The organism is Rhizobium binae (genome assembly GCF_017357225.1).
Classification (GTDB): Bacteria; Pseudomonadota; Alphaproteobacteria; order Rhizobiales; family Rhizobiaceae; genus Rhizobium; species Rhizobium binae.
Genome location: NZ_CP071604.1, coordinates 433713 through 451774, shown reverse-complemented (window position 1 = coordinate 451774; position 18062 = coordinate 433713). Strand labels below are relative to the sequence as shown.

Sequence of the window (18062 nt, the reverse complement as noted above, 5' to 3'; positions counted from 1 at the left end):
AACGGCGCTCATTCAGCCACCATTCTTGCAACGACGGCGGCATTGAAGTCGGAGAAGAAGCCTTCGGCGAGCCTTTGCGAGGTCGAATCGATGAGGCGCGCGCCGAGCTGGGCGAGCTTGCCGCCGAGTTCGGCCCTCCCCCGGTAGTGCAGGGTCGTCTCCTCGCCCCGATCTTCGAGCACGACATCTGCGCTGCCCCTGGCAAAGCCGGCAAGGCCGCCCTTGCCTTCGACCGACAGCGTATAGCTTTTCGGCGCATCGACATTGGCAAGCGTCAGCTGCCCATGAAAGGTGGCCGACAGCAGGCTGAACTTGACCCTGATCGTCGCCTCGAAGCTATCAGGCGACAGTCGCTCGATGTTTTGGCAGCCCGGAATGCAGCCGCGCATGATGTCCGGATCGTTGAGCGCCGCCCAGACCATGTCTCGCGGCGCCGTGATACGTTCTTCGCCGGTGAAATCCATTCGATAGCCTCATCTGCGATTCGCCTATCTTATCCCAACGGCGAAGCGCTTTGCCAAGGCGGGGAGCGAATGTTATCCGGCGATCCCGGGCAGCAGTCGGCGGCGCGGAATTCTCCAACGCTGCTCATTGCATTCATCCAACGTCAGCGCACCCGCCCCGCCCTTCGAGGCCCCTTGCGGGGAACCTCAGGATGAGGCTCTCTCTCGAGTCGCGGTCTGCATCCGCTACGCATCCATACCTCCGCACCCGACCATGGCTATTCGTGATAATTGGCTGGGCGCATCGGCAGCCGAGAAGTGCCGGCGTGCAGTTGATCCGGCACGGTTTTCTAGGCTACTGCATAATTCAAAGGGTGCGGCAGAGGACGCAGTCCCGTAAACATACCCCGACAGAGACGCGGAAGAGCACGTTGAAACAGAGAGAACGCCGGCCGGGCCAGAAGAGAACATCAGGCACTGCCGGTGAAAGCCGCAGGGATGAACGGACCGGACGGACAGCGAAGCCGGTTGCACGGCCCGCACCTGCGCGCGAGTCAGTGGGCGAGGCCGCGGCTCCGGTAGCAGCCGCACGCGCTTTGATAACGCGCGCCGGCGAACGTCCGGCGGAACGCGTGCCTATCATCCTCGAATCGCTCGGGGCCGGCGATTTCCACCTGATCGACAGCGGCGACGGCCAAAAGCTCGAGCAATACGGTCCCCATCGCATCGTCCGCCCGGAGGCCCAGGCGCTGTGGCGGCCTTCGCTGGCGCCGCAAATCTGGGAAAAGGTCGATGCAGTGTTCACCGGCGATACCGATGAGGAAGGCGCCGGCCGCTGGCGCTTCCCGAAAGCCGCACTCGGCGAGACTTGGCCGCTCAACCTGCTCGGCGTCGATTTCCTCGGCCGCTTCACCTCGTTCCGTCATGTCGGCGTCTTTCCCGAACAGATCGTGCACTGGAGCTGGATGAAAGATCAGGTCCAAAAGGCCGGCCGGCCACTGAAAGTGCTGAATCTCTTCGGCTACACGGGCGTCGCCTCGCTGGTCGCCGCTGCAGCCGGCGCCGAGGTCACCCATGTCGACGCGTCGAAGAAGGCGATCGGCTGGGCGCGGGAAAACCAGGCGCTGGGGCGGATGGAAAAGCTGCCGATCCGCTGGATCTGCGAGGATGCGATGAAATTCATCCTGCGCGAGGAACGCCGCGGCAGCCAGTACGACATCATCCTCACCGATCCGCCGAAATTCGGCCGCGGCCCCAATGGCGAAGTCTGGCATCTCTTCGAGCACCTTCCGTTGATGCTCGATGTCTGCCGCGAAATCCTGTCGCCGCGGGCCGCCGGCCTGGTGCTGACGGCCTATTCGATCCGCGCCAGCTTCTATTCGATCCACGAGCTGATGCGCGAGACGATGCGGGGTGCGGGCGGCGCAGTCGAATCCGGCGAGCTGGTGATCCGCGAGGCGGGCCTCGACGGCAAGACGCCGGGCCGCGCACTTTCCACCTCCCTCTTTTCCCGCTGGGTGCCGAAATGAGCAAGGACTTCGATCAGGGACCGCGCAGGGTCGGCCAGGTGAAGGAAGTCACCTCGCTCGCCAATCCGATCATCAAGGACATCAAGGCGCTGACGAACAAGAAGTCGCGGGAGGAAAGCGGGACTTTCCTCGCCGAAGGGCTGAAGCTCGTCATCGATGCGATCGAACTCGGCTGGACGATCCGCACGCTGGTCTATGCCAAGGCCGCCAAGGGCAAGCCGCTGGTCGAGCAGATGGCGGCCAAGACCGTCGCCTCGGGCGGGCTGGTGCTCGAAGTCAGCGAAAAGGTGATCGGCTCGATCACCCGCCGCGACAACCCGCAGATGGTCGTCGGCATCTTCGACCAGCGCTGGAAGCCGCTCAAAGACATCCGGCCGAGGGAGGGCGAGACCTGGGTGGCGCTCGACCGCGTGCGCGATCCCGGCAATCTCGGCACTATCATCCGCACAGCGGATGCGGCCGGGGCTTCCGGTGTCATTCTGGTGGGAGAGGCAACCGATCCCTTCTCGCTCGAGACCGTGCGCGCCACCATGGGCTCGGTCTTTGCAGTTCCGGTCGCACGCGCGACGCCGGAGGAATTTCTCGCCTGGCGAAGATCGGCCGGCGTTTCCGTCGTCGCGACCCATCTTGCCGGCGCGGTCGATTACCGCACCATCGACTATCGGAAGAAGCCCATCGTGCTCTTGATGGGCAATGAGCAATCCGGCCTGCCCGAGCAGCTCGCCAAAGAGGCCGACGCGCTTGCCCGCATTCCGCAGCAGGGCCGCGCCGATTCCTTGAACCTCGCGGTCGCCACCGCCGTCATGCTTTTCGAGGCGCGCCGCCACCTCCTCTCACTTGCCGAGGGCAAATGACCGAACCGACGCATGCACGCCCCGCGCTTTTTGCGCGCCCGGCGCCGATCCTCTTCTTCGTCGCCGCCGCCGTTCTCATCGACCAGATCGTCAAGATCACCGTCGACCATTACCTGCCGCTGCAGGAGGCCGTGCCCGTGATCCCGATGCTGGCGCTCTACCGCACCTATAATCTCGGCGTCGCCTTTTCGATGCTGGAGGGCATGGACGGCTGGTTCATCGTCGGCATGCGGCTCATCATCGTCGCCTTCGTCGTCTGGTTGTGGTATCGCACCGCCAAGGACCGCTGGCTCGCCCATCTCGGTTACGCGCTGATCATCGCCGGCGCGATCGGCAATCTGATCGACCGTTTCGCCTACGGGCATGTGATCGACTACATCCTCTTTTACACCGCAAGCTGGTCGTTCGCGGTCTTCAATCTCGCCGACAGTTTCATCACCATCGGCGCGGCCTGCGTCGTTCTCGATGAGCTCCTGCTGCCGAAAAAGGCCGGCCGCTAAAATCTTATCGAATTCCTGAAGGCATTCGGAAGGGGCCTCATGTTAGCCAGATAGCATGCACAACCTGGGACAGTTGCAGGAAAGATTGTCCGCCGCATTCGGCGGACCCGCCGCCAAGCCGCATCAGGAGCGGATGGGGCAGCCCTCCCCGCGACCAGGTACCGCGGCACCTCAGGAAGCCGATCAGCGCCAGACGCCCGCCCCGACACGGCGCCTACTGTCCTACTGGCTGAGCGGCGCCGGCCTCCTTGCCGCAACGATCCTCATGCTGCTTGCCCATGCCGGCGATCCGCTGCTGCTTCCAGGCGGGCTTGTCGTTCTCGGCCTTGCGGTGATGGCCGGTTACCTTCTCCTGACGATCCGCCGGCGCGGGACAAACAAGCCCGGCCGCCAAACCCTGCTGGAGTGCAACGATGGCGCAAAGCTGTTTGCCGACGTGCACGATGTGCTCGGCGACATCACCGTCTCGCGCACCATGGACCGGCGCATCATCTCCGCCAACGATACGTTTCGGCGACTGACCGGACGGCTGCATCCGGAAGGGCGCAGCTGCGAGGAGATCGGCCTCGCCTTCCGCCCCGGTCCGATCCCGCATTGCTACGATGTCGAAATCTCGACACCGGAGGGCCAGCGGATTTTCGTCTGGCGCGACGTCGTCACCCGCGATCCGGCGAACGGCCGTCTGCTGCTGCAGAGCGTCGCCCGCGACGTCACCGAAGAGCGGTTGATCGCGCAGGGCCGCGAGGAAGCCCGCCAGAAGGCCGAATATAACAGCGCCGCCAAATCCAGGCTGCTCGCTACCGTCAGTCACGAGGTGCGCACGCCGCTTTCCGGCATCCTCGGCATGACGCACTTGCTCGCCGAGACGCGGCTGACGCAGGAACAGCAGAATTATCTGGCGAATATCCGTCAATCCGGCCACGCGCTGACACAGCTCGTCGAAGACCTGCTCGATTTCTCCACCATCGAGGTTGGCCGTTTCGAGCTGCACCCGCGCTCCGAATCGCTGCGCAAGCTCCTCGAGAGCGTCGTCGAAATGCTCGCTCACCGGGCGCACGAAAAAGGCATCGAGATCGGCGCCACCGTGTCATCCGATGTGCCGGAGCAGATGAGCTTCGATCCGGCGCGGCTGCGCCAGGTTCTGTTCAACGTCATCGGCAACGCCGTGAAGTTCACGCAGGTGGGCGGCGTCTTCACCCGTGTCTCGCTCGACGCCGGCAATCTGGTCATCACCGTCGCCGATAGCGGGCCTGGCATGACGGCGGAGGAGCAGGCGCGTGTCTTCGGCGAGTTCGAGCAGGGCGGCACCGTCGCCGACAAGAGCGCCGGCACCGGGCTAGGCCTTGCGATCTCGGCCCGCATCATGCACGAATTCGGCGGGGCATTGACGGTAGCCAGCGAAAAGGGCCTGGGCAGCGAATTCACCATCCGCTTTCCCGTCGATGTCGGCAGCGAAAGGTCGGAGCGGCGAAACACGCTGCTTGCCGGCAACAGCGTCGTGCTTCTGGCGCCGGCAGGTGCGGCGCGCACTGCCATCGCCGAGACAATCACAACGCTCGGCGGCATCTGCCATCTCGTCGGCGACGGCGAGGCGGCGCGGGAAAAGCTGCTCGGTATGGCCAGTGGCGGCCGCCGGCCGACCGACATCATCGTCGATCATCGCATGTCGGTGGAATTTTCCACCCACCTTGCCGATCGTGCCGAAATCGCCGCCCTCGGCCTGCGCAAGGTTCTGCTCGTCAATCCGGAAGAACGCAGTGCCCATCCGCTCGACCTGTTCGATGCCTGGCTCATCCGGCCGCTGCGCGAACAGTCGCTGATCGATGTGCTGCGCGGGCGCATGCGCGGCATGGAAAAGCGTGACGCGCTGAACGACAATCAGCCGGGTTTCGGGCTTTCGGTGGCGGAGACGAGGGTGGCGGCGAGCGGGCTCAGCATCCTGCTCGGCGAAGACGATCCGATCAACGCCATGCTGGTGCGCGTCGTCCTGGAAAAAGGCGGGCACAAGGTACGTCATGTCGAGGATTTCGAGACGCTGCTCGATTTCGCCCTCGGCGAGGCGGATGCCCGCCCCGACATCATCATCAGCGATCTGTCGATGCCGGGCGGCAATGGCATCGACATGCTGGGACGGCTGCGCGGCCACGAACGGCGGCTCGATCTTGCCCCCGTGCCGGTGATCGTTCTGACCGCCGACAAGAGCGACGAATCACGCCGCCAGGTCCTGCTCAACGGCGCCAACCGCGTGATGGTGAAGCCGGTCGATCCGCTGCGGCTGCTGACCGAAGTTCAGGCAGTCGCGGCCCTTTCGGCCCGCCGGGCAGAGGCGCGATAGAGCCCCCGGGGGACCGGCACCCGTCTTGCCTCGGGAAATGCAATATGTCACTTTCCTGTCGTACAGAAGTGTTTTATGGCGTCGATAAGCCGGCAACCGGAGAATCGCCATGTCCTCCATCGACATCCTCAATCGCGACATCACCTCGGAGGCTGCACGGCCGTCGACGGCTGCTGCTGCCCAGAAGGACGGCGATATCCTCGGCCGCATCGGCAATCTCGAAACGCGCCTTGCTCGCACGGCGCGCGAGATCGACGTCGCCCAGGCGGTGCGCTACCGAGTCTTCGTCGACGAAATGAAAGCCCAGCTGCCGCTGGACGCCATGCGCCGCCAGCGTGATGTCGACGCTTATGATGCCTTCTGCGATCATCTTCTTGTCCTCGACCGTGCGATCGAGGGCGATCCTGAAGACCAGATCGTCGGCACCTATCGGCTGCTGCGCCAGGATGTCGCCATGGCCAACGGCGGTTTTTACTCGGCTTCCGAATTCGAGATCGAAGGGCTGATCGCCAGGCATCCGGACAAGCGCTTCATGGAACTCGGCCGTTCCTGCGTGCTGCCGGAATACCGCACCAAGCGCACCGTCGAGCTTCTGTGGCAGGGCAACTGGGCCTATGCGCTGAAGCACGGCATGAGCGCCATGTTCGGCTGCGCCTCATTCCCCGGCGTCCATCTCGAAGGCCATGCACTGGCACTATCCTTCCTCTATCACAATGTGCTGGCAAGGGACGAGTGGGCCGTCGGCGCACTGCCGCATCTCGCCCGCAACATGGACCTGATGCCGGTCGAAGCGGTCAATTCGAAGCGCGCGCTGATGGCCCTGCCGCCGCTCATCAAGGGATATCTGCGCCTCGGCGCGATGGTCGGCTCCAGCGCGGTCGTCGATCACGCCTTCAACACGACAGACGTGCTGATCGTACTGCCGATCTCCAGCATTTCCGACCGCTATCTGAACTATTACGGCGCCGACGCCGGCCGCTTCGCGAGCTGATCACGATCTGAGCAATAGCGGTGGCTTTGCCGAGGTCATCGCCTGATGATGTCGACGATCCTCGCTTTGGCGCGCCGTGACGCCGAGATCGGCGACACGAACCCCTCGTAAGGCTTGCGCCGCGGCTGCGCCTCACCCTGACCCCTGCCGGGTCGGCCCCCGTGGCGCGCGCCCGGTTGGTGGCGGCAGGCGGTTGACGGCCAGGTCCGCCGATCTCTCGGCTGAATGCCGTATGCTGACAAGCCTTACGACCCCGCCCCGTAGGCGGCGATCGCCGCCATGTTGACGATGTCGCTGTCCTTGGCTCCCATCGAGGTGATCTGCACGGCCTTGTCGAGGCCGACGAGGATCGGACCGATCACCGTCGAGCCGCCGAGTTCCTGGAGCATCTTGGTGGAGATCGAAGCCGAGTGGAAGGCGGGCATGACCAGCACGTTGGCGGGGCCGGAGAGCCGGCAGAACGGATATTGCTCCATCACCTTGCGGTTCAGCGCCACATCGGCGGCCATCTCGCCGTCATATTCGAATTCGACGCGGCGCTTGTCGAGGATCTTCACCGCCTCGCGCACCCGCTCGGAACGTTCTCCGGAGGGATGGCCGAAGGTGGAATAGGCGAGCAACGCGACACGCGGCGGATAGCCCATGCGCCGTGCGAGGCCGGCGGCCTCCTCGGCGATATCGGCAAGCTCTTCGGCGCTCGGCATGTCGTGCACCGCGGTATCGGCAACGAAGACGGTGCGGCCGCGGCAGAGCGCCAGCGACACGCCGATGACACGGTGGCCGGGCTTTGCGTCGATGCAGCGGCGCACATCCTCGAGCGCGGTCGAATAGTTGCGGGTGATGCCCGTCACCATGCCGTCGGCGTCGCCGAGCGCTACCATGGTGGCGGCGAAATGGTTGCGGTCGTTGTGGATCAACCGCTGGGCATCGCGGTGAAGGTAACCCTTCCGCTGCAGCCTGGCATAGAGGTAATCGATATAGGCTTCGACACGGGTGGAGATACGGGCGTTGACGATCTCGAGGCCGGGGCGGTTGAGATCGATGCCGGCGCGCTCCGCGGTCGCCCGGATCAGGTCTTCGCGGCCGAGCAGGAGCGCGGTGCCGAGCTCCTGGTTGGCATAGGAAAGTGCTGCGCGCAGGACCTGTTCTTCCTCGGCTTCGGCAAAGACGATCCGCTTCGGGCGGCGGCGCACGCGCTCATAGAGGCTGGCGAGGGTCGAGGCGATCGGATCGCGGCGGGCGGAAAGCTCGCGGGCGTAACCGGCCATATCGGTGATGACCTTGCGGGCGACGCCGGTCTCGATCGCCGCCTCGGCGACGGCGACGGGGATGGCCGAAATCAGCCGCGGATCGAACGGAACCGGGATGATGTATTGCGCGCCGAAACGCGGCCGGTTGCCCTGGTAGGCGGCGACCACATCATCGGGCACGTCCTCGCGGGCAAGATTGGCCAGCGCCTTGACGGCGGCGATCTTCATTGCGTCGTTGATCGTCGAGGCGCGCACGTCGAGCGCGCCGCGGAAGATATAGGGGAAGCCGAGGACGTTGTTGACCTGGTTCGGATAGTCCGAGCGGCCGGTCGCCATGATGGCGTCGTCGCGGATGCGGGCCACCTCTTCCGGGGTGATTTCGGGATCGGGATTGGCCATGGCGAAGATGATCGGCCGATCCGCCATCGAGCGGATCATCTTGGCCGAGAAGGCGCCCTTCTGCGACAGGCCGAAAATGACATCGGCACCCTTCATCGCCTCTTCCAGCGTGCGGGCGTCGGTCTTTGCCGCATGCGCCGATTTCCACTGGTTCATGCCCTCGGTGCGGCCCTGGTAGATGACGCCCTTTGTGTCGCAGAGGATGATGTTGTCAGGCGCAAAACCCATTGCCTTGATGAGCTCGACGCAGGCGATCGCCGCAGCACCCGCGCCGTTGCAGACGAGCTTGGTCGTCTTCAGGTCGCGGCCGGTCAGTTCCAGCGCGTTGATCAGGCCGGCGGCGGCGATGATCGCCGTGCCGTGCTGGTCGTCATGGAAGACGGGAATGTCCATCAGCTCGCGCAGCCGGCTTTCGATGACGAAGCAATCCGGCGCCTTGATGTCCTCGAGGTTGATGCCGCCGAAGGAGGGGCCGAGGAAACGCACGCAGTTGATGAACTCGTCGACATTTTCCGTATCGATCTCGAGGTCGATGGAATCGACGTCGGCGAAGCGCTTGAACAGCACCGACTTGCCTTCCATGACCGGCTTGGAGGCGAGCGCGCCGAGATTGCCGAGGCCGAGGATCGCCGTGCCGTTGGAAATGACCGCGACCATGTTGCCGCGTGCCGTGTAATCATAGGCCGTCTGCGGATCGGCGGCGATCGCCTTGACGGGAACGGCGACACCCGGGGAATAGGCGAGCGACAGGTCACGCTGCGTTGCCATCGGCTTGGTCGGGTTGATCTCCAGCTTGCCGGGCCGGCCCATCGCATGAAAATCGAGCGCCTCCTGGTCGGTCACTGATGTCGTCGGCCGGTCCTTCTTATCGATATCGGGCATAAATCCTCCAACGTCCTGTGGGCGACGCTTTGCTCTTCCTCAAATGCTGTTGTCATCTATAGCGGCGCGCGGATAGGGTTGGCACCTGTTTTTTTGGGAAAAACTGCACCTCCGTGAACGCACGAATAGACACAGGAAATGAAGCCTTTTCGGCTGCCGAGCTTGCCACGGCGGAAAGCCGTGCCTCGGCGACGCCGATGATGGAGCAATATATCGAGATCAAGGCGAACAATCCGGGTTCGCTGCTCTTCTATCGCATGGGCGACTTCTACGAACTGTTCTTCGAGGATGCGCTGGAGGCTTCGCGCGCGCTCGGCATCACGCTGACGAAACGCGGTCAGCATATGGGTCAGGATATCCCGATGTGCGGCGTGCCGGTGCATGCCGCCGACGACTATCTGCAGAAGCTGATTTCGCTCGGCTTCCGCGTCGCCGTCTGCGAGCAGGTCGAGGATCCGGCCGAAGCAAAGAAACGCGGCGGCAAATCCGTCGTCAAGCGCGATGTCGTACGGTTGGTCACGCCGGGCACGATCACCGAGGAAAAGCTGCTATCGCCCTCGGAATCCAACTATCTGATGGCGCTCGCCCGCATTCGCGGCGGCGCCGAACCGGCGCTGGCGCTTGCCTGGATCGACATTTCCACCGGCGTCTTCCGGCTGGCGGAGACGGAAAGTTCGCGGCTGCTCGCAGACATTCTGCGCATCGATCCGCGCGAGCTGATCCTGCCCGATACGATCTTCCACGATCCCGAGCTGAAACCCGTCTTTGACGTGCTCGGCCGCACGGCGGTGCCGCAGCCGGCGGTGCTCTTCGACAGCGCCAGCGCCGAAGGCCGGATCGCCCGCTATTTCGGGGTTTCGACGCTGGACGGCTTCGGCAGCTTCTCGCGCGCCGAGCTTGCGGCGGCCGCAGCCGCCGTCGCCTATGTCGAGAAGACGCAGATCGCCGAGCGTCCGCCGCTTGGGCAGCCCGAGCGGGAAAGTGCCGCCTCGACGCTTTTCATCGACCCGGCCACCCGCGCCAATCTCGAGCTTGCCCGCACGCTGTCGGGCGATCGCAACGGTTCGCTGCTGAAGGCGATCGACCGCACCGTCACCGGCGGCGGCGCCAGGCTTCTCGCCGAACGGCTGATGTCGCCGCTCACCGATCCCGCCCGCATCAATGCCCGGCTCGATTCGATCGGCTTTCTGATCGACGAGCCCTCGCTCTGCGGCCGGCTGCGCGACACGCTGAAACACGTGCCCGACATGCCGCGGGCGCTCTCCCGCCTGGCGCTCGACCGCGGCGGTCCGCGGGATCTTGCCGCCATCCGCCAGGGGCTGCAGGCCGCAAGCGGCCTCGCGGATCTGCTCGCCAACGCCATGCTGCCGGAAGAACTCGGCGACGCGCTGTCGGGGCTGAAAGCGCTTCCCGCGAGCCTGGAAACGCTGCTTGCCGAGACGCTCGCCGACGAGCTGCCGCTGCTCAAGCGCGACGGCGGTTTCCTGCGTGACGGCGCCAGCGGCGAACTCGACGAGGTCCGGGCGCTGCGCGACCAGTCGCGCCGCGTCATCGCCGGGCTGCAGCTGCAATATGCCGAGGAGACCGGCATCCGCTCGCTGAAGATCAAGCACAACAATATTCTCGGCTATTTCATCGAGGTCACCGCCGGCAATGCCTCGCCGATGACCGATACGGCGGAAGCCAAGGCGCGCTTCATCCACCGCCAGACGATGGCGAGCGCGATGCGCTTCACCACGACCGAACTTGCCGATCTCGAAAGCCGCATCGCCAATGCCGCCGACCGGGCCCTGTCGATCGAGCTCGAAGCCTTCGACAGGATGACGGCGGCCGTGGTCGCTGAAGCCGAGGCGATCAAATCGGGCGCCCGCGCGCTGGCCGTGATCGACGTCGCCGCCGGCCTCGCGCTGCTCGCCGAAGAGCAGGCCTATTGCCGGCCGCAGGTCGACGGCTCGAAGATGTTTGCCATCGAAGGCGGCCGTCATCCTGTTGTCGAGCAGGCGCTGCGGCGGCAGGCGGGCGGCCCCTTCGTCGCCAACCATTGCGATCTTTCGCCGAAGGACGGTGCCAAGGACGGCGCCATCTGGCTGCTGACCGGCCCGAATATGGGCGGTAAATCGACCTTTCTGCGCCAGAACGCGCTGATCGCGCTCCTGGCGCAGATGGGCTCTTTCGTGCCGGCGACATCAGCCCATATCGGCATTGTCGACCGGCTGTTCTCGCGCGTCGGCGCCTCCGACGACCTGGCGCGCGGGCGCTCGACCTTCATGGTCGAGATGGTGGAGACGGCTGCGATCCTCAACCAGGCAAGCGACCGTTCGCTCGTCATCCTCGACGAGATCGGCCGCGGCACCGCGACCTTGGACGGCCTGTCGATCGCCTGGGCCGCTGTCGAGCACCTGCACGAGGCCAATCGCTGCCGTGGCCTGTTCGCCACGCACTTCCACGAGCTGACCGTGCTGTCGGAGAAACTTGGCCGGCTATCGAACGCCACGATGCGCGTCAAGGAATGGGACGGCGACGTGATCTTCCTGCATGAGGTCGGGCCCGGTGCGGCCGACCGTTCATACGGCATTCAGGTCGCCCGGCTCGCCGGGCTTCCGGCCTCGGTCGTGGCGCGCGCCCGCGACGTGCTCACCCGCCTCGAGGATGCCGACCGCAAGAATCCGGCGAGCCAGCTGATCGACGACCTGCCGCTCTTCCAGGTGGCCGTGCGCCGCGAGGACGCGGCCCGTGGCCCGTCCAAGGTCGAGGAGGCGTTGAAGGCGATGAACCTCGACGACATGACGCCGCGCGAGGCGATGGATGCGCTTTACGATCTCAAGAAGAAGCTGAAATAGGAGCGCGGCCGATGTTCATGGAAAAGCTGGTTCGCGAAACCGAGCGCCTCTCGCTGATCTGCTCCATGCTCGACACGATGCGGCGCGCCGACCGGGACCGCAATGCGCGCGGCTGGACCTCGCCGATCGGCCTGCTGAAAATGACGCGCAGTTGCGCTACAATCTCAGAGCTCGCCACTTCAATCGCCAAGGCAGGCTATCGCGAATGCGACCGCCAGACGCTCGAGGAGATCCTGAGCGAGACACGGCAGGTCTTGTATTCGCTGCAGGCCGAGTTCGCGAGCTGAGGCTTTTCGGGAAAGTCCGCTGCTTGCGTCAAAGCGTCCCGCATCCAGCAGCGGACCAACACCATTTCGCCAAATTTAAAGGTTCTTGCAATATGAAGGCCCGTGTCAATCGCCGGGCAAAGAGGCTATAGCGCATGCAGACGAAACCATTGGCAGGCCGCGAACCGGCAGCCCGGCATGAACAGGGCGCCACTCCGGCGAAAGCAATGCGCGACCTCGATTTCTCCAGGATCCTCGACACCGAACTGCTGCAAAACCAGTGCGATGCCGTTGCCGAAGCCAACCGGAACCGGCCCGACATCATGCGCGCCGATCTCCTCGCCATCCTGAAGAAGGCGAGCACCGAGGGCCGGCAGAAGGCGCGCGCGGCCCTTGCCGCCGATGGCAGCGGGCTCAACTGCGCCTACCGGATCTCCTGGCTGCAGGACCAGATCATCACCGTCCTCCACAATTTCGCCACCGCCCATATCTTTCCGCAGCAGAAGGACAAGTTCGCCGTCACCGCCGTCGGCGGCTATGGCCGTGACACGCTGGCGCCGGGCTCGGATATCGACCTGCTCTTCCTCTTCCTGCCGCGGCCGGCGGAAGAGACGCACAAGGCGGTTGAATTCATGCTCTACGTGCTCTGGGACATGGGCTTCAAGGTCGGCCACGCCACCCGCACGGTGGACGAATGCATCGCGCTTTCCAAGTCCGACATGACGATCCGCACCGCCATTTTGGAAATGCGCTTCATCTGCGGCTTGCAGCGGCTGGAAACCGAGCTCGAGGCCCGCTTCGACAAGGAAATCGTCACCGGCACCGGCCCGGAGTTCATCGCCGCCAAGCTTGCCGAGCGCGACGAACGCCACCGCAAGGCAGGCGACACGCGTTATCTCGTCGAGCCGAACGTCAAGGAAGGTAAGGGCGGGCTTCGCGACCTGCACACGCTGTTCTGGATCTCGAAATATTATTATCACGTGCGCGACCAGGCGGAGCTGGTCAAGCTCGGCGTGCTTTCCAAGCACGAATACCGCCTGCTCGAGAAGGCCGACGATTTCCTCTGGGCGGTGCGCTGCCATATGCACTTCCTGACCGGTAAGGCCGAGGAGCGGCTGTCCTTCGACATCCAGCGCGAGATCGCCGAAGCCTTCGGCTATCACACCCGCCCCGGCCTTTCGGCCGTCGAGCGCTTCATGAAGCATTACTTCCTCGTTGCCAAGGATGTCGGCGATTTGACCCGCATCCTGTGCGCCGCGCTCGAAGACCAGCAGGCGAAGTCGATCCCCGGCCTTACCGGCGTCATCAGCCGGTTCACGCACCGCACCCGCAAGATCGCCGGCAGCGTCGAATTCGTCGAAGACCGCGGCCGCATCGCGCTTGCCGACCCGGATGTCTTCAAGCGCGATCCGGTCAGCATCCTGCGGCTCTTCCATGTCGCCGACATCAATGGGCTGGAATTTCATCCCGATGCGCTGAAACGCGTCACCCGTTCGCTTGCCCTGATCGACAACCGCCTCAGGGAAAACGACGAGGCCAACCGCCTGTTCATGTCGATCCTGACATCGAAGCGCGACCCGGCGCTGATCCTGCGCCGCATGAACGAGGCCGGCGTGCTCGGCCGCTTCATTCCCGATTTCGGCAAGATCGTCGCGATGATGCAGTTCAACATGTATCACCACTATACGGTCGACGAGCATCTGATCCGCACCGTCGATGTTCTCTCCGAGATCGACAAGGGGCGCGCCGAGGATCTGCATCCGCTGGCCAACAAACTGATTGCCAATATCGAGGATCGCGAGGCGCTCTACGTCGCCGTTCTTCTCCACGACATCGCCAAGGGCCGGCTGGAGGATCACTCGATCGCCGGCGCCCGCGTCGCCCGCAAGCTCTGCGCCCGTTTCGGCCTGTCGCATAAGCAGACGGAACTCGTCGTCTGGCTGATCGAGGAGCATCTGACCATGTCGATGGTGGCGCAGACCCGCGACCTCACCGACCGCAAGACCATCACCGACTTCGCCGACCGGGTGCAGTCGCTCGACCGGCTGAAGATGCTGTTGATCCTGACGATCTGCGATATCCGCGCCGTCGGCCCCGGCGTCTGGAACGGCTGGAAGGGCCAGCTTCTGCGTACGCTCTATTATGAAACCGAACTGCTTCTGGCCGGCGGTTTCTCGGAAGTCTCCCGCAAGGAGCGGGCGAACGCCGCCGCTGAGGCGCTGCGTGGTGCGCTCTCCGACTGGAGCCAGAAGGACCGCAATACCTATACCAAGCTGCATTACCAGCCCTATCTGCTCTCCGTGCCGCTGGAAGACCAACTCCGCCATGCGCATTTTATCCGCCAGGCCGACAAGGCGGGCCAGGCGCTCGCCACCATGGTGCGGACCGACAGTTTTCACGCCATCACCGAGATCACGGTGCTGTCGCCCGACCATCCGCGCCTGCTCGCCGTCATTGCCGGCGCCTGTGCGGCGGCCGGCGCCAACATCGTCGACGCGCAAATCTTCACGACGTCGGACGGACGGGCGCTCGACACGATCCATGTCAGCCGCGAATTTGCCGACGACGCCGACGAGCTGCGCCGCGCCGCCACGATCGGACGGATGATCGAGGACGTGCTGTCGGGGCGCAAGCGCCTGCCTGAAGTCATCGCCACACGCACGCGCAACCGCAAGAAAAGCAAGGCCTTCGTCATTCCGCCGTCGGTCAACATCACCAACAGCCTGTCGAACAAGTTCACCGTCATCGAGGTCGAATGCCTCGACCGGCCCGGCCTCTTGTCGGAGATCACCGCCGTGCTCTCCGATCTGTCGCTCGACATCCAGTCGGCCCGCATCACCACCTTCGGCGAGAAGGTGATCGACACCTTCTACGTCACCGATCTGGTCGGCCAGAAGATATCGGGCGACAGCAAACGCGCCAATATCACCGCCCGGATGAAGGCGGTGATGGCCGAGGAGGAGGACGAACTGCGCGAGCGCATGCCTTCCGGCATCATCGCGCCCGCCGCCACCCGGACATCGCCCCCAGCCGAAAAGAAAGCCGATTCCCCAGCATGAGCCTCGTCAAGAAATTCGCGACCGTCGGCGGCGCCACCCTCGGCAGCCGCATCTTCGGCTTCGCCCGCGAAACGCTGATGGCGGCCGCACTCGGCACCGGGCCGATGGCCGACGTCTTCTACGCCGCCTTCCGCTTCCCGAACCTCTTCCGCCGGCTGTTTGCCGAAGGCGCCTTCAACGCCGCCTTCGTGCCGCTCTTTGCCAAGGAGATCGAGGCGAACGGCACGGATGGCGCCAAGCGCTTTTCAGAGGAAGTCTTCGGCGTCCTCTTTTCGGTGCTGCTCCTCATCACCATCGTGATGGAGCTTGCGATGCCGCTGCTCGTGCGCTTCGTCATCGCGCCGGGCTTTGCCGACGATCCAGAGAAGTTCTCGATCACGATCCGCATGGCGGCCGTGATGTTTCCCTATCTCATGTGCATGTCGCTAACGGCGATGATGAGCGGCATGCTGAATTCGCTACATCATTTCTTCGCCGCCGCCATCGCCCCCGTCTTCCTCAACGTGGTGATGATCGGGGCGCTGTTTTACTCGCTCTATACCGGCGCCGATCCGCTCGCGACGGCCTGGTATCTCTCCTGGGGCGTTCTTGCCGCCGGTGTGCTGCAGCTCGCCGTCGTCTATATAGGCGTGCTTGCGGCCGGCATGAGCATCGGCCTGCGCTTCCCGAAGATGACTGCGAATGTCAAGCGGCTGCTGATCCTTGCGGTGCCCGCAGCGGTGACGGGCGGCATCACCCAGATCAACCAGCTGATCGGCCAGGCGATCGCCTCCTCGCGCGACGGCGCGATCGCCGCCTTGCAATATGCCGACCGCATCTATCAGCTGCCGCTCGGCGTCGTCGGCGTCGCTGTCGGCGTCGTGCTGCTGCCGGAGCTTGCCCGGGCACTGAAGGGCGGGGCCTTGCGCGAAGCGGCAAACCTGCAGAACCGCTCGATCGAATTCGTGCTGTTCCTGACCATCCCCGCCGCCTTCGCGCTCTGGATCCTCTCCGACGAAATCATCCGCGTGCTCTACGAGCGCGGCGCCTTTCATCAGGAAAACACCGCCGTCGTCGGCTCGATCCTGGCGATTTACGGCATCGGCCTGCCCGCGTTTGTGCTGATCAAGGCGCTGCAACCGGGCTTTTATGCCCGCGAGGACACCAAAACGCCGATGCGCTTCTCGGCGATCGCAGTGGGGACCAACTGCGCGACGGCGCTGACCCTCTTCCCCTTTATGGGCGCGCCCGGCATCGCCGTCGCCGAAGCCACAGCCGGCTGGATCAGCACGCTGCTGCTGTTCACCACGCTTCTGCGCCGCGGCCATCTGACATGGGAATGGGCGCTGGCAAAACGCGCCGCCCTGCTGATCGTCGCCTCGGCCGTCATGGGCGCGGCAATCGTCTTCCTTAAGCACTATTGGGCGCCGTGGCTCGCCTCCGGCGCGCCGCTTCTGAGCAAGGTCGGTACGCTGGGGCTGCTGATCGCAATCGCCATGCTCATCTATTTCGCCGCCGCCTTCCTGATCGGCGGGGCGGATCTCGGCATGATCCGGCGCAACCTGAACCGCAAGCCGGTGAAGACGGAAGGGTGAGGTCGTTCAACGGTGAAGCCCCCCAGCCCTCCCCCTTGGAGGGATTGGGGAGGGGTTTTAGCCCTGCACACCTTCCTCTCTCGCTTAACAATCGACCCATCGCCGTTGCGGGCCGACATCAACATGAATGATGCCGTTGCAATAGCTGCCGATGCCGCCGATGCCTGGAGCTGTCCTGGCGGCAGCAATGATTGTTCGTTCCGAGAGGCCCGGCACCCTGATATCGGCCGCGAGGCATTTTCCATGCAGGGAGCCATGACGGCTGGGATGCGGCCGGAGGCCGGAGGTGACGATCGGGCGGCGTCCGGTCTTTGTGGCGATATGCGAGAGGATCGCTCGTAGACGCACTGGAAAACAGCCGGCACGCACGCTGACGGTCTGGACCGCGTAGGCGAGACGCGCCTCATGCTTGGGAAGATGAATGGCCGGCCTCTTGCTATCTTGACTGATGGCGCCGGTTGCGGATTGTAGGGCGAAAAGGCCTGCCATGGCGAGCAAACTGACGTTCTGCATGGTCTCCTCCGGGCGGTTCGGCTGGCGATAAGGACGCGGCCAACCGGGCGAGGATTTTCAATTCAAAAAGAGCTTTTTCGTGAAATTTTATACTCAATTCTAACTAGCTTCGCTGATCAATTCGGCTTAAACATGAGGCCTGCTCAGGTTCTTAGTGAAATAAACTTCCAAATGCAGGCGATCACATGACCGTCCAGTCTCTTTTCCTCGTCACTCTCGTCGTCGACGACTACGACCGCGCCAAGGGCTTTTATTGCGGCGCCCTCGGGTTCGATTGCCTTCAGGATGAGAAGCAGCCCGGCGGCAAGCGTTGGCTTGTCGTGAAGCCGAAAGGCGGGGATGGTGCCGCTTTTTTGCTGGCCCAGGCGACAAACGATACGCAGCGCGCGGCGATCGGCAATCAGACGGGAGGTCGCGTCGGCTTCTTCCTGAAGACCGACGATTTCGCCCGCGATCATGCCGCCATGCTTGCGGCCGGCGTGCGCTTTCTCGAAGAGCCGAGGCACGAGGCGTACGGCACAGTCGCGGTCTTTGCGGATCCCTACGGCAACAGCTTCGACCTGATCGAGCATGCTGCAGGCTGAACCCCTTGATTGCGACGGGCTGCCCGTGCATAAGCCGCGGCGT

General features: G+C 64.2%; 13 protein-coding genes. 10 read left to right on the top strand and 3 right to left on the bottom strand.

The window, feature by feature from the left end; translation table 11 throughout:
* Positions 1 to 8 precede the first annotated feature (8 nt).
* Positions 9 to 464, bottom strand: a complete 456-nt coding sequence (locus J2J99_RS02195; protein WP_168295284.1) for an SRPBCC family protein — start codon at positions 462 to 464, stop codon at positions 9 to 11.
* Between the two features lie 410 nt (positions 465 to 874).
* On the opposite strand from J2J99_RS02195, the gene J2J99_RS02190 reads away from it, so the two are divergent.
* The 5 genes from J2J99_RS02190 to olsB all read left to right on the top strand — a co-directional run bounded on the left by J2J99_RS02190 (position 875) and on the right by olsB (position 6652).
* Entirely contained in the window at positions 875 to 1972 is a 1098-nt protein-coding gene (locus tag J2J99_RS02190) for a class I SAM-dependent methyltransferase (protein WP_168295285.1), read from the top strand.
* On the top strand, positions 1969 to 2826 hold the full coding sequence (locus J2J99_RS02185) for a TrmH family RNA methyltransferase (RefSeq protein ID WP_168295286.1): 858 nt from the start codon (positions 1969 to 1971) through the stop codon (positions 2824 to 2826). The genes J2J99_RS02190 and J2J99_RS02185 overlap by 4 nt, the downstream gene beginning before the upstream one ends.
* A complete protein-coding gene (lspA, locus tag J2J99_RS02180; protein ID WP_168295287.1) occupies positions 2823 to 3326 on the top strand; it encodes a signal peptidase II in 504 nt (167 codons plus the stop codon). The genes J2J99_RS02185 and lspA overlap by 4 nt, the downstream gene beginning before the upstream one ends.
* A gap of 55 nt (positions 3327 to 3381) precedes the next feature.
* Positions 3382 to 5661 (top strand): PAS domain-containing hybrid sensor histidine kinase/response regulator, encoded by a 2280-nt coding sequence (locus tag J2J99_RS02175; protein ID WP_168295288.1) that lies wholly within the window; start codon positions 3382 to 3384, stop codon positions 5659 to 5661.
* A gap of 109 nt (positions 5662 to 5770) precedes the next feature.
* Entirely contained in the window at positions 5771 to 6652 is an 882-nt protein-coding gene (olsB, locus tag J2J99_RS02170; RefSeq protein ID WP_168295289.1) for a l-ornithine N(alpha)-acyltransferase, read from the top strand.
* A gap of 245 nt (positions 6653 to 6897) precedes the next feature.
* Here the strand turns inward: olsB and J2J99_RS02165 are convergent, their stop codons facing one another.
* Positions 6898 to 9183: an NADP-dependent malic enzyme gene (locus J2J99_RS02165; protein ID WP_168295290.1), complete on the bottom strand. Its 2286-nt coding sequence runs from the start codon at positions 9181 to 9183 to the stop codon at positions 6898 to 6900.
* 113 nt (positions 9184 to 9296) lie between these two features.
* Between J2J99_RS02165 and mutS the strand changes: the two genes are divergently transcribed.
* From mutS to murJ, 4 genes are all read left to right on the top strand, one after another.
* Positions 9297 to 12023, top strand: a complete 2727-nt coding sequence (gene mutS, locus J2J99_RS02160) for a DNA mismatch repair protein MutS (protein WP_168295291.1) — start codon at positions 9297 to 9299, stop codon at positions 12021 to 12023.
* An 11-nt stretch (positions 12024 to 12034) separates the two neighbouring features.
* Positions 12035 to 12310, top strand: a complete 276-nt coding sequence (locus tag J2J99_RS02155; RefSeq protein ID WP_168295292.1) for a hypothetical protein — start codon at positions 12035 to 12037, stop codon at positions 12308 to 12310.
* A gap of 134 nt (positions 12311 to 12444) precedes the next feature.
* Complete coding sequence (locus J2J99_RS02150; protein ID WP_168295293.1) at positions 12445 to 15348, top strand: [protein-PII] uridylyltransferase; 2904 nt, start codon at positions 12445 to 12447, stop codon at positions 15346 to 15348.
* The gene (gene murJ / locus J2J99_RS02145; protein ID WP_168295294.1) at positions 15345 to 16922 is read left to right on the top strand and encodes a murein biosynthesis integral membrane protein MurJ; all 1578 of its coding nucleotides are present in this window, start codon (positions 15345 to 15347) and stop codon (positions 16920 to 16922) included. Before J2J99_RS02150 ends, murJ begins: the two co-directional genes overlap by 4 nt.
* A gap of 84 nt (positions 16923 to 17006) precedes the next feature.
* Here the strand turns inward: murJ and J2J99_RS02140 are convergent, their stop codons facing one another.
* A complete protein-coding gene (locus tag J2J99_RS02140; RefSeq protein ID WP_168295295.1) occupies positions 17007 to 17435 on the bottom strand; it encodes a YcbK family protein in 429 nt (142 codons plus the stop codon).
* 185 nt (positions 17436 to 17620) lie between these two features.
* On the opposite strand from J2J99_RS02140, the gene J2J99_RS02135 reads away from it, so the two are divergent.
* Positions 17621 to 18019 (top strand): VOC family protein, encoded by a 399-nt coding sequence (locus tag J2J99_RS02135; protein ID WP_168295296.1) that lies wholly within the window; start codon positions 17621 to 17623, stop codon positions 18017 to 18019.
* Positions 18020 to 18062: the final 43 nt, after the last annotated feature.